10 protein-coding genes are annotated in these 13,116 nt (G+C 59.0%); all 10 read left to right on the forward strand.

Annotated elements, in window-relative coordinates; genetic code table 11:
* Nucleotides 1-33 precede the first annotated feature (33 nt).
* The 10 genes from JIN84_RS02180 (at nucleotide 34) to JIN84_RS02225 (ending at nucleotide 13,116) form a co-directional block, all read left to right on the forward strand.
* A complete protein-coding gene (locus JIN84_RS02180) occupies nucleotides 34-843 on the forward strand; it encodes a glycosyltransferase family 2 protein (RefSeq protein ID WP_200349368.1) in 810 nt (269 codons plus the stop codon).
* 3 nt (nucleotides 844-846) lie between these two features.
* A complete protein-coding gene (locus tag JIN84_RS02185; RefSeq protein WP_200349369.1) occupies nucleotides 847-1,662 on the forward strand; it encodes an FkbM family methyltransferase in 816 nt (271 codons plus the stop codon).
* 121 nt (nucleotides 1,663-1,783) lie between these two features.
* Nucleotides 1,784-2,566 (forward strand): glycosyltransferase family 2 protein, encoded by a 783-nt coding sequence (locus JIN84_RS02190; protein ID WP_200349370.1) that lies wholly within the window; start codon nucleotides 1,784-1,786, stop codon nucleotides 2,564-2,566.
* 21 nt (nucleotides 2,567-2,587) lie between these two features.
* On the forward strand, nucleotides 2,588-4,027 hold the full coding sequence (locus JIN84_RS02195) for an MBOAT family O-acyltransferase (protein ID WP_200349371.1): 1,440 nt from the start codon (nucleotides 2,588-2,590) through the stop codon (nucleotides 4,025-4,027).
* 3 nt (nucleotides 4,028-4,030) lie between these two features.
* Nucleotides 4,031-5,278: a glycosyltransferase family protein gene (locus JIN84_RS02200; protein ID WP_200349372.1), complete on the forward strand. Its 1,248-nt coding sequence runs from the start codon at nucleotides 4,031-4,033 to the stop codon at nucleotides 5,276-5,278.
* A 79-nt stretch (nucleotides 5,279-5,357) separates the two neighbouring features.
* Nucleotides 5,358-7,703: a glycosyltransferase gene (locus tag JIN84_RS02205; protein WP_200349373.1), complete on the forward strand. Its 2,346-nt coding sequence runs from the start codon at nucleotides 5,358-5,360 to the stop codon at nucleotides 7,701-7,703.
* A gap of 39 nt (nucleotides 7,704-7,742) precedes the next feature.
* Nucleotides 7,743-8,606 (forward strand): alpha-1,2-fucosyltransferase, encoded by an 864-nt coding sequence (locus JIN84_RS02210; RefSeq protein ID WP_200349374.1) that lies wholly within the window; start codon nucleotides 7,743-7,745, stop codon nucleotides 8,604-8,606.
* Nucleotides 8,603-9,817, forward strand: coding sequence for a glycosyltransferase family 2 protein (locus JIN84_RS02215; protein WP_425563432.1), 1,215 nt, complete (start codon nucleotides 8,603-8,605; stop codon nucleotides 9,815-9,817). The genes JIN84_RS02210 and JIN84_RS02215 overlap by 4 nt, the downstream gene beginning before the upstream one ends.
* A gap of 24 nt (nucleotides 9,818-9,841) precedes the next feature.
* On the forward strand, nucleotides 9,842-12,208 hold the full coding sequence (locus JIN84_RS02220; protein WP_200349376.1) for a glycosyltransferase family protein: 2,367 nt from the start codon (nucleotides 9,842-9,844) through the stop codon (nucleotides 12,206-12,208).
* Entirely contained in the window at nucleotides 12,205-13,116 is a 912-nt protein-coding gene (locus tag JIN84_RS02225; protein ID WP_200349377.1) for a class I SAM-dependent methyltransferase, read from the forward strand. The genes JIN84_RS02220 and JIN84_RS02225 overlap by 4 nt, the downstream gene beginning before the upstream one ends.

Here is a 13,116-nt window from a genome sequence, read left to right on the forward strand (position 1 = left end):
AGCGGATACAACAAACCCCAGCTCAGCAACTCCTTGAAAAAAAACAAAATCACAGTTGTCACTCCCGTTCTGAACCAGGCCCAGTTCATCGAACAAACCATCGACAGCGTCCTCTCCCAAGGAATAGAAGATCTCGAATATATCATCCTCGACGCCGGCTCTACCGACGGAACCGTCGACATCATCAAAAAACACGAAAGACACCTCGCCCGCTGGCGCTCCCACAAGGACGCCGGCCAGTCTTCCGCGATTCACGAAGGTTTTTCATCCGCCAGCGGGGACCTGCTTTGCTGGATCAACAGTGACGACTATTTCGAACCGGGCGCCCTGAAGCGCATGATTGGCATGTTCGATAATGATGAACAGCTGGACCTGTGTTATGGCGACTACTCCATTCTGCTGCCCGATGGCACGAAAGAGGCCAAATTGAAGATATCGTTCGATTTTGAAATCGCGCTGCTGTTCTACCTGATGATCCCCCAGCCTTCCTCGGTTTGGACCAAAAGACTCTACGACTCGGTAGGAGGCCTGGACACGGCATTGAACTATAGTTTCGACTACGACTTTTTCCTGAGAGCGGGACAGCGGCTTCAAGCGCGCCCGGACGCGATCCGTCATGTCCACGACCTCGTTTCGGTTTTCCGCATACACCCGGAGAGCAAATCGGTTTCTGCACAAGCCAAATTCGTATCGGAAAATGAGAGCATCATGCGGAAATTTGACAATTTCCCCACATGGAAACGTTCCTCCTTCTATCGCAGATATCAAATGGTGCGCACGCTGCTCCGATACCACTCGGAACGCGGCATGGTCCCCACCAGAAAAGACACCCGAAAAGCCTGAATCATGATACAGCAAATCATCACCAATCTGATCCGACTCTATCCGCTCGAAAAGGGGAGGGACCGGATACTGGGCGCGCTCAAGTCGAACTCAATATTCCCTCTCGTGGTCCGGCCGGCGCCCGCGCCGGCAAGATTGAAAACGGGCCAGTCTCTCAATGTCCATGGGTCGGAATATATGTCGGACTACATCCGCCTGTGGGGTGAGTTTGAGAAAAAAACAGAAGGTTTCATCCTGGCCCACCTCAAACCCGGCTGCCAGTTCCTGGATGTGGGGGCGAACTTCGGCTATTTCTCGATCATCGCATCCAGCGCTTCCCCGAACTGCAGGATTCTGGCGGTGGAACCCAACCCGGATATCGCGCGATCACTCAGGAAATCGGCGGAGGACAACAACGTCGCATCCAGATTGGAAGTATTGGAAATGGCGCTGAGTGACGAACCGGGCTGGCTGCCTCTGATCTGCCATTCCGAAAACTCGGGACTTTCACATCTCGCGAATACGGCGGCGGGAGAAGACGCATCGGGCACCGCCATAGCGAATGTCCGTGTCGAAGTCTGGGACGAGTGGATACAATCCCGGACGACAACCGAAAGAACCTCGATCATGAAAATGGACATCGAAGGTGCCGAGATGAAAGCACTCAAGGGCATGAAAAACTGGCTGGTGGAGAACAAGCCCGCCATTGTCGTGGAGGCCAACGATGAAAACCTGGACAGGTTCGGCAGCACACGAAAGGAACTGGAGCAATTTCTTTTGGAGCTGGGCTACAGCCATTCGCTTCCCGCGGACAACAATTTCTACCTCACCTTCGGTTGAAGGAATCCATGCCGCGTTGGGAGGCTCCGGTTTTTCGTAGTTGGCGCCGCGTCAGAAAGACCGCCCCGGCCTGTGCCGCGCCAGGAATCGGAGCGAGGCCCGCCCCGGTCGTGTGAAACACATGAAATTCTCCATCATCACTCCCAGCTTCAACCAGGGCAGGTTCCTCACCGATTGCATCGAGAGCGTTCTCGCCCAAAAAGGAGTCGAGGTGGAGCACATCGTGACCGACGCGGGATCGACCGATGAAACCCTCGAAGTCCTTGCCCGCCACCCTCATTTGAAATGGAAAAGCGAGAAGGACGATGGAATGAGCGACGGCATCAACAAGGGCTTCCTCCAGGCGACCGGAGACTGGTTGATGTGGCTGAACTGTGACGACTATCTGCTTCCCGGAGCCTTGGAAAAGGTGGTGGACTTCATCCGCGCCCATCCATCGGCGGACGTGGTGCACGGCGACTGCGTCTATGTCCGCGAGGACAAAACGGTGATCCGTCGCAAGCTCGACACCCCGGTGGATGAGTGGGACCTGCTTTTCGTGGGCTGTATCATCCCCTCCACCTCGGCCTTCTACCGCCGGGAAATCATCGCGGACGGAAACCTGCTGGATGTGACCTACCGCAACTGCATGGACTGGGAATACTACCTGAGGCTGCTGCGGAAGGGCTACCGGTTCGCCTATATCCCCGAAGCCCTCGCGCATTTCCGCTGGTATGAGGACAGCACCACACAAAAGCACTGGCAGCGGATGATCGACGAAGGATTGAAAGCCCAGCGGGAACATATCGACCTGCGGCGGCTACCGGGTGGGCTGAAAAACCCATCCGTTCTGAAGCTGCTGCGGAGGTTGTTCCAGGTCCGCCGCGTGATGAAGAGGCTGCTGGCCCACGGCAGGCTCTCCTGATTTTTTTGCGACCCACGTCCGATGGTTTTCAATTCGATCGCATTCCTCGTCTTTCTGGCGATCGTCCTGACGTTTTATTACCGCCTGCGGCACAGGGCGCAGAACGTCCTGCTCGTCGTGGCGAGCTACGTGTTCTACGGCTGGTGGGACTGGCGTTTCCTGGGCCTGCTCCTGTTCACCACTTTTTTCGATTACTGGTGCGCGTTACGGCTTGAGGCCACCTCCGATCCTTCAAGGAAAAAAGGGTTTCTCGCATTCAGCATGGCGTTGAACCTCGGAGTGATCGGGGTGTTCAAATACTTCGATTTCTTCGCGGAGGGACTCGCGGACATCCTCAACACGTTCGGCATGCGGGCCGACCTGCCGACGCTTCACGTCATCCTGCCCCTGGGCATCTCCTTCTACACCTTCCTGTCGATGAGTTATACCATCGACGTCTACCGGCGCGAACTGAAGGCCGTGCGGAATCCGTTGGATTTCATGCTCTATGTTTCGTTCTTCCCCCATCTGGTGGCGGGACCGATCGTGAGGGCGAAGGATCTCCTGCCCCAGTGCGTGAGGCCCAGAGTCATCCGGAGGGAGCAGGTGATCGACGGCATCTGGCTGTGTCTGGTGGGTTATCTGAAGAAGATCGTGATCGCCGACCGGCTCGCCCCGTTTGTGGACGCGGGATTCTCCTCCGGCCAACCACCATTTTCCGATGCCGCCTCATGGCTGGTGCTGTATGCGTTCGCTTTTCAAATCTATGGAGATTTTTCCGGTTATTCGGACATCGCCCGGGGACTGGCCAAACTGATGGGCTTCGAATTGGTTCACAATTTCAAGGCACCCTACCTCGTCTCCAATCCCGCGGCCTTCTGGCGGCACTGGCACATCAGCCTCTCGGTCTGGCTCCGTGACTACCTTTACATCCCGCTCGGGGGAAACAGGCACGGCGCGTTCAGGACCACGCGGAACCTGATGATCACGATGGTCCTTGGAGGACTGTGGCACGGTGCGGGGATCGCGTTCCTGGCCTGGGGATTCTATCACGGCATCCTCCTCGTGCTGCATCGTGGCTGGGACTCCGTCAAACGGAAGGTCCCGACGGGAACACCTGCCGCATCAGGGCCGGGGGTGTTTTTTCTGAAAGCAATGGGCGTGGCGTTGTTTTTCCATCTCACCTGCATCGGCTGGCTGCTCTTCCGTTCCGGAACCGTGCCGGCGGAGATCGGCCAATGGAATGTCATCTCCGGCTATCTCGCCACGTTGTGGATACCGCCGGCCCAGGCCGGCGGCTTCGCCTGGCCGATCCTGCTGCTCGGTTCGCTGGTCCTGGTCCTCCAGTGGAAGCATGCGGCGATGGATTGTTTCTCCACCTGGACAGGTGGAAGGCAGGCCACCGCCGTCGCCGCGGTCCTGGTCCTGATCTCAACGCTCGGGGTGTTTGACGGTTCGTCATTCATCTATTTCCAATTCTGATCCGTGTCCGTATCATTCAAACGAACGGCAGTGCTGGCAGGAGCCATCCTATGCTGTGCGTGGACAGGGTTTCTCGCCTTGGGGAAAACTGTGGCGGAATCGGCCGCCTCCCGTTTCCATGGCACGATATCGAAGGTGATCGACGGGAAATCCGACGATCCATCCGCGTTCGTTCACGGGCGGATGGCGGAAGCGATGGAACTTTTCACACTAACGATCCTGTGCGCGTTCGCCGCAGCGGTCTTCTGGAAATGGCTGGGAAGCAGTCCGCGGCTCCGGCCCGCGAGAGGACTGGCCATGGGAGCTGTCATTTTTCTACTTCTGAATGTCATGGCGCTCGCCGCAGGATCCACCGTGCTTTTCTGGGCTATTTTCTACGACAAGGGCAATGTTGACAACTTCGCCCAATATCACATCAAGCGGGCGCTGATGGAGGAAACCAGCGGCAGGCCCCGGGCGATCCTCCTTGGCAGCAGCCAGACCAACCGCGCGATCGACGAGGTGCTGATGAACCGGCGGATCGGCAGGCGCCTGTGGACCACCGAACTGGCACAACCCGGCGCACGCGGCTTCGACATGCTCACGCTTTCCCGGGATATTCCGTTTAAAAAAGGGGATCTCATGATCTGCTACCTTTCTGAAATCATGTTCTACGGCAAAGGCAGCGGCATCGTCGCCGCGGAGTTCATGAACTTCTCCGAAATCCCGGATGCCGTCGAATGGAACGGTTGGGACTTCCTCGTCCCGAAGGCGGTCCAGAGCGGATTGATCGGGAGAGTGTTTCCCCTGTATCGGTATCAAAAGTCGATTTCACACCGGGTCCTCGGCTGGGACATCACCCATGTCACCCAGAAAAAATTCGACCAGTCGCTGGAAACCGATCTCGAAGAGCAAGCCCGCAGGAGGGCTCCCCAATTGGATATTGGTGAAACCTCCGCCTTCGAGCAGGCGGCCTTCACCCGCATGGTGGAGGAGCTTTCCGCCAAAGGGTGCGAAATTCTGGTGATCGAGGGACACACCCATCCGGCGATGCGGAAATACCTGGACCCGACGGTGGTTCCCCATTTGCGACACTATCTGTCGGACCTCGCGGCCCGCCACCCCGACCACATGATCCTGCGGGAAGGGGCATCATTTTTCACACCGGAGGCCGCCGATTTCGCCGATCTGGTACATTTCACGGATCAAGCCCAGCAGCGTTTCACCCTTGAGCTCGTGACCTACCTTGATCAGGCATTTCCAGACCAATGAACCGAGGAGGGACCTCCGCTCCGTGCCTGCCCGAACCGAAATCCAGGTCCCGTTCCGCTTGGTCTAAAAAAGCGTATCCATGAAAATTCTCCAGGTATTCAACCAATACCGTTTCCGCGGTGGCGAGGAAGCGTGGGTGGACGGGATTCCCGATCTTCTTGCGTCGTCCGCAACAGTCGACGAATTGCGTTTCCGCACGGACGACTGGATCGAGGGTGCGGGTCCGTCCCCCCTGAAGCAGGTTTTTTTGATGGCGGACAACCCTGACTCAAGGGCACAGCTCCGGGCCCATGCCCGGCGGTTCGCTCCCGATGTCCTTCTTTTCCACAATGTCATCCCCGTAGGCTCGTTCGGGCTTTATCAGGAGGCCCGGGGACTTGGCATTCCGGTCATGCAATACACACATAACTTCCGGCCTTTCAGTCCGGGGGGGACATTGTGGACCGGCACGAAAGTCAACGATGCGGCGCTGCACGGAAATCCGCTGCCGGAGATCATAAGCGGGGCGTGGCAGGACTCCCGGCTCAAGACCGCCGTTCTCTCCCTCCATCTCAAGCTGGCGATTTCCCGGGGCCTGCTGGATTGCGTGGACCGGTGGATAGCCCCGTCACGCTTCATGAAGGACAAATTCATGGAGGCCGGGATCCCGGCGGGAAAGATCGAGCTGTTGCGACATTGCTGGGACGCGGGGCAGGAACCGCTCGTTGGAAACGAAAAGCCATATTATCTGTATCTCGGACGACTGGTCTCTGAGAAGGGGGTGCTCAACCTGGTGGAGGCATGGGAGATACTTGAAGACAAACTCGGCCCCCGCTGCCCCGGCCTGGTGATCGCCGGGACCGGTCCGGAGGAGCGGCATCTTTTGGAACGGGCCGGACGGTTGAAGAATGTGAGATGTGTGGGCTTCGTCGGCGGGACGGAAAAACAGGATCTTCTGAACCGCTGCCGGGCGCTTCTGGTCCCATCCATCTGGTGGGAGCCTCTCGGACTGACGGCCTACGAGGCCTATGCCGCCGGAAGACCGGTGATCGGAGCGCGTTCCGGCGCATTGACCGAAACCATCGCTGATGGAGTCACGGGCTGGTCACACTCACCCGGTGACCCCGCCGACCTCGCACGGGTCATCATTGCCGCCGAGGACGCCGGAGCCGCAGTCCGTGCGGCACGCGGCCAAGCCGGACGGCAATGGCTCAAGGAGCAGGCCGGTCCGGGCGAATGGAGGGACCATTTCCTACGGATCTGTGAAGAGATCGTAGCGGAAACCGACGGCCGTCGTCATGAGGCATCCCCAGGGCACGCCGTCCGTCCCAAGGACAAACTCACGGTCACGACCTATCTGGCCGACCAGAACCCGGGGCATGACCGGAGTTTCGGCATTTCCAGAATGTCGCAGGTCGTATTGGAGGCATTACAGAAAAATGACGAACTCGATATAACGACCATCGCCTCGCGAACTTCCCAGCAGGCTCCCGAAAACGTGAATTCCATCCGTATCCTGCCGTGGGGAACCCGCAAAAAGTGGGTGAGATTGCTGACCGACCACTTCCATCCGCTTTTCAACCGGATCCGGACGGAACCGGATATCTATTACTATCCGAAAGGCTATCTCCCGCTCCTGAGTCCGTTCTGCAGTCCGTCCGTCGTGACAATCCACGATACCATCATCCAATATGACAAGGACCGTTATCCCGAATGGCGGAGACCGTGGGAATATCGGTACTGGACCATCATGCTCAAGCATACCCTGAAGAGCGCTGACTGCATCCTGACGGTTTCCGAATCGTCGAAAACCCAGATCAGCGAGTTCATGAAACGCCACCAGATCCCGGCCAAGGAGATTTCGGTGACCTACGAGCCCTGCCTGTATGAGGAGGTTCCGCAGCCGCTTTCACCCGCCAAAGGCAACTATGTCATCCATCTGGCATCCTGCGAACCACACAAGCGGACGGCCCAGCTCATCCGTTGGTGGAAGGAAGCGGAATCGCAGGGAATGGAACTGCCCATGCTGCATCTGATAGGTCCTCTTCCACCGGAAGCCTCACACCTGCTGGATGACTCCCGCACCATCATCAAACGGCCCTTCCTTGAGGATGACGCGCTGCAAGCCGCGTATCTGGGGGCGCGGGCCCTCATATTGCCTTCGGAGATCGAAGGCTTCGGCCTGCCTGCGCTGGAGGCCTACTATCTCGGAACCCCGGTTTGTTTCGTGTCCGGAACATCGGTGGAGGAGATCCTCGGAGTGACCACCCACAAGGGAGCGTTCAGCCTGGACAGCCGGGCATCACTCTTCACGGCGCTCGACGAGGTCATGTCCATGACGGCGGATGAAATCCGGGACTGCGGATTGAAGCTGAGAAAAGCCTACGCGACGGATGCGGTGGTGGAGAAGATGGTCACGGCCTTCCGCAGGTACCGGACTTCATGATGCCTGTCCCCCGATTTTCACCAAGACCACGCAGATTCCATGGTTCGCATCGTCATGCTCGGCCGTTTGGGCAACAACCTGTTCCAGTATGCCATGGGACGGGTTCTGGCGGACAGGCACGGCGTCCCGCTGGTAATGGACGGGTCCTGGTTCAACCGGGAAGGATGGGATCAGGTGAAATGCATCAAGCGGCTGCCCGGCTTGAGAGAAGGAAAGGCGCAGGTGGTCCGGCGTTGTTCATTGGGAGCGAGACTCCTCCTGAAAGCAACCGGCAGACATTACTGGGAGTATCGCGGAGTTCCCGTTCTACGGGAAAGCGAAAGCGACCAATCATTCGACCCCCGGTTCCTGCAAGCGCCCGCGGACTGCATGCTCTTCGGCTATTTCCAAACGCCGCTTTATTTTGAAAGCATCGAAGCCAGCCTGCGGCAGGAGCTTTCCACCCACGACCTCGGTCTGGAGGACGGACACGAGCGTCTGGCCGAACAACTCCGCGCTCCCGGCTCGGTGGCGATCCATGTCCGGCGGACCGATTATACCGGCAACCCCAATCTCGACATCTGCGACCCCGGCTACTACGCGAAAGCGATGGAACACATGCGTTCCGGCATGGAAAGCCCGCGTTTCCATGTCTTCTCCGACGAACCGTCCTGGTGCCGCCGACATTTCACCTCATCCGACACCACGGTGATCGAACCCGATCCGTCCTCGTCACCGCTGACCTATCTTCACCTGATGTCGCTGGCCGGAAACCACATCATCGCCAACAGCAGTTATTCATGGTGGGCCGCGTGGCTTGGCAAGAAGAGCGGCCAACAGGTGCTGATGCCTCCGGTCTGGTTTGAAAAAACCCTCGCACCCATCGGAGAAAAGCAAGCGGCCGGATGGAAACCGGTCGGGTGACACGGTCACGATTCCCGGCTGAAGCATCAATCCATTTCATGAACGACACCCCATTGGTCACCATTGTCATGCCATGCCTCAACGAGGAGGAGACCTTGGCGACATGCATCAGGAAAGCGCTGCAGGGCATTGATGCCGCCGGTATCCGGGGAGAAGTCCTCATCGCCGACAATGGCAGCTCCGATAGGTCGCCTGAGATCGCCCTGGAGGAAGGCGCGCGCATCATTTCCGTCTCCAGAAAAGGATATGGCAGCGCTCTGCGCGCGGGGATCGAAGCCGCGGGCGGTAAATGGATCCTGATGGGAGATGCGGATGACAGTTACGATTTTTCCAACATCACCCCGTTCATCGAGAAGCTCAAGGAGGGCGACGACCTCGTCATGGGATGTCGCATGCCCCGTGGAGGAGGCAGGATCGCGAAGGGGGCGATGCCGTGGAAACACCGGTGGATCGGCAATCCCGTGCTGACCTTCATCGGCCGGCTCTTCTTCAAATGCCCCGCCAACGACTTCCATTGCGGATTGAGAGCCTTCACCCGCGAAGGCTACCGCGTGATGAACCTCCAGACGATCGGAATGGAGTTCGCCTCGGAAATGGTGATCAAGGCGACCCTGGCCGGACTGAAGATCTCGGAGGTGCCCATCACGCTCCACCCGGACGGAAGATCCAGGGCACCCCACCTGCGGAGCTGGCGGGACGGATGGCGCCACCTGAGGTTCATGCTGCTGTTCAGTCCGCGCTGGCTTTTCCTCATGCCCGGCATCGGCATCACCGGAGTGGGTTCCGTCGGACTTGGCACCCTCGCATTCGGACAGATGATCTTTGGCAAGGCCGTGCTCGACGTCGGCACGATGATGGTGTGCTCCATGTTCCTGCTCGTGGGAACCCAACTGCTCTGGCTGGCGGTCTTCACCCGGGAATTCGCCGTCTCGCAAGGATTCCTACCTCCCAACAGGAGACTCCGCAGGGTCCTTGACGCCATCTCGCTCGAATGGGGGCTGGTCCTGGGAATCCTGATGGGATCCGGCGGCATGCTGCTGCTCGGACTGGCCTTTCTCGAGTGGCAGCACGCCGGGTTCCAAGGACTCTCCTACAGCGCGAACATGCGGCGCATCATCCCGGCATCCACCCTGATTATACTTGGCATCCAATTCCTGTTCGGCAGTTTTTCGCTCGGTGTTCTCGGACTGAAAACCGAGCGGCGCGACTGACGCTTTCCCCTCATCCACTTCTTCATGACGCTTTCAAACAAATCAACCGCAGGTGGACTCCTCGCATGCGCGATCATCGTGCTGGCCTGGTTCTCTCCTTGGTTGATCGGAGGACTCAACCTCGCCCCCCAGGACATCACCAACGAAATGATGCGCCCCTGGCGGCCGGAAAACGCGGACCCGGTCGTGAAAAACCACTTCGTTTCGGATGGGGCGGACCAATCCATCGTTTACCGGATATTCGCGCAGGACAGCTACCGCAGGGAGGGATGGGTAGGCTGGAGCACCATGACCTATGGAGGAACGGCCCAGTATGCCAACACGATGGGCCTTTATTACGACTGGACGATGCAACTGCATCGTTTCATGAGATTCTGGGAGGCATGGAATCTCGGACTGCTGGGACAGGTGCTGGTCGCGATGACCGGCATGTTCCTCTTCCTGCGCGGAAGGGATATCAGCCTGCCATGGGTCTGTTGCGGAGCCCTCGCCTATGCGGCGAATTCCCAGTTCGTGGTATGGGTCTACCATCGCTGGGCGCTGGGATCGTTCTGCTGGATACCGTGGGCTTTGTGGGCGGTGGATGCCTACGGAAAAGGCAGAAGGTGGACCTGGGCACTGGTTCCGATCTTCATCGGACTGGCTTTCCTGGGCGGCAACCTCCAATACGCGATATTCTCCTGCATCACCATCGTCGCCATCTGGGTGGAGGAATCATGGCGGCTTGTCTCAACCCGATTCAGAAAAGTCCCTGACTCCGAACTCGTCAAATCCTTGCTCAAGCTTCTCGGCCGATATGCCGCATGGGGCTGCCTCGCGCTGGGACTCGCCGCGATGATGTTCCTGCCGTGCGTGGATGCGTTCTTCAAGAGCGACAGTCTCAAGCTGCACATCGGCATGTATGGCAGGGCGGCGGGCATCTATCCCGTGGGGGCGCTTCAGCCTCTTTTCAACCTGGCTGCCTATCCCTTCCAGATCTTCCCATCGGTTCTCGGGAGATGCGACTCGATCGACATTCTCAAGGGATTCAAGAGTGAGCTGTTTTTCGTCGCCTATTTCGGTTCCCTGCCGGTGTTGATCGCATTCCTCGCCTTCTGGCGCAGGCAGACACCGGTGCTGGCACGGGTGCTCATCTGGACGGGGCTGCTGCTGCCGCTGACCCCGCTGGTCCGGGTTCTCTACCAGCGCTTGTTCCTGCTTTTCATTCTGGGCGGCATTCTGGCGTTCGCCCATTTCATGGAAACCGCGAGCCGTGAGACGAAGTTGAAACTCTTCAAGATCACTTCCGCCGTGGCGGGACTCGGCATCGCTGTCTGGACGGCGGCCAGCCTGGTCCTGTTCTTCAAACCGGGGATCACCGATCCGCTACGGACGAAAATCCTCGCCATCGGAGGCGGGAGTTCGTTCGGCTATTTCTCCGGCTGGATGGCGAGAAGGACTGACAATCTCATTCATGATTTTTCGATCTGGAGTCCGCAACAGATGTTGCCACTGCTGCTGCTCGTCGCCGCGCTGATGTGTTTCAGACTGCACGCTTCCCTGCGGGAGAACCACCGCAGGGTGGGAAGCTGGCTGCTGGTGTGCTGCGTGGTCGCCGAGGTCGGCTTGTTCGGATCCCGATGGATCGTCTGGACCGATCCCCAGCGGCATCCCCTCTTCCCCGACACCGCCGATTCCCTGGTATTGCAGGAATCGGTCGGCCACAGCGGCAGGGTCACCACCCTGATGCATCCCACGGGACACATGGCCTGCACGCCGTTCATCCCGAACACGCTTTCACCGTACGGAGTGGGGTCGATCACGGGTTATGACACCATCGTCCCGGATGGCATGCTTCTTCCCAACGAAAGTTCTGGCGATGCGGAAAAACAAGGACGGGCCGGAGTTTCCCATTTGATCACCTGGCCGGGCAATCCTGACGTCCCGAGAGAGTGGAACAAGATATGGAGCAGCCCGTCCATGGATCTCTATGACAATCCCCTCAAGGTGGCCAGGAACACCGGGTTCAAAAACACCGGCGACAAGGACGCGTTTTTCTCCGGAAACAGGCCGCCGATGATCCGGATCCAGGAAACCACCGGCGGGGAGAACCACCGCCTGCTGGAGGTCCCCGCCGGAGTGAGCTGGATCCGGACCGCGGAAAACGAAGATGACGGCTGGGAATACAAAGCCCGGTCGGCAACGGAATGGCAGCCCGTGCTGCGGGCCCCGGACGCCAGCATGCTTTTTCCGAATCCTTCTCCGGACGAGGCGGACGTCATCGAAATGCGTTACAATCCACCCCTGCGCCGCGCCGGCTTCATCACCTCCGCTTCGACGGCCGCGCTTGTTCTCTGCATCGGTGCCTGGGTGGCCATCTCCGGCAGGAAGCGGACCTCCTCCCAGGCATGAACGCACCAATCTCTTCCACCGTGCCGAAGCGCCGGATCTGGCACCGTGTTCACGACCGCATCTGGCGTGAGTATGGGAACCTCGCCTCCCTCCCTTCCGGCATCCACGCTCCGGATGGCGGCCCGGACGACAGAACCAGCATTTCCGAAAACACCCCCTGGGTCACGACATGCCAGGCATTCGCGGACGGCATGATCGACAGCCGCAACTTCCGACGGAACTCGGCCATCCGCGACATCGTGGAGACCGTCGGGCCGGTTGAAGGCCGGTTCTATGCCAAGCGGGTTCGTGAGTGGGGCGCTCGCTGGCTGGACGATCCGGGAGTCAAACAACTCGACTCCTGGGGAGATCCCATCCGCTGGCCCGGCTTTTTGCTCGGCACGCCCCAGGCCTTCAGCCCCACGACACTGCGCTATCTCTCGACAGCACTTTGGCTCGGGAGGAACGGTTATCTCTCGCCCGGATCGAATGTCACCGAAATCGGGGTCGGGTTCGGAGGACTGGCGGCGATGAACGCGCTCGTTTCCAAGACAACCACCACCTTGGCCGACCTGCCCCAAGTGGAGAGCGCGGCTGTCAGGATGCTCGCGGAAAACAACCTCACGGGCTGCGCCCGCCCCAGCGGGGAGGAAAACAAAGACACCATCGATCTGGTGATCTCCAACTACGCATTCACCGAACTGAGCTCTGCGATCCAGGACGACTACCTCCACCGGTATCTGAAACACGCCACCCGGGGTGTGATCGTCAGCAACTCATCCGTATTCGCGAAGTCCATCCAAGGACGGACCGACGCGCAACTCGTGGCCTGGCTGCGCGACGCGGGGCTTGATGCCAGACTCGACCCCACCAACGAGATCCTCGGACCGGGCGACCATTTGAATGGTGTCACGCTGATCCATTGGTAA

The organism is Luteolibacter yonseiensis, assembly GCF_016595465.1.
Taxonomy (GTDB): domain Bacteria; phylum Verrucomicrobiota; class Verrucomicrobiia; order Verrucomicrobiales; family Akkermansiaceae; genus Luteolibacter; species Luteolibacter yonseiensis.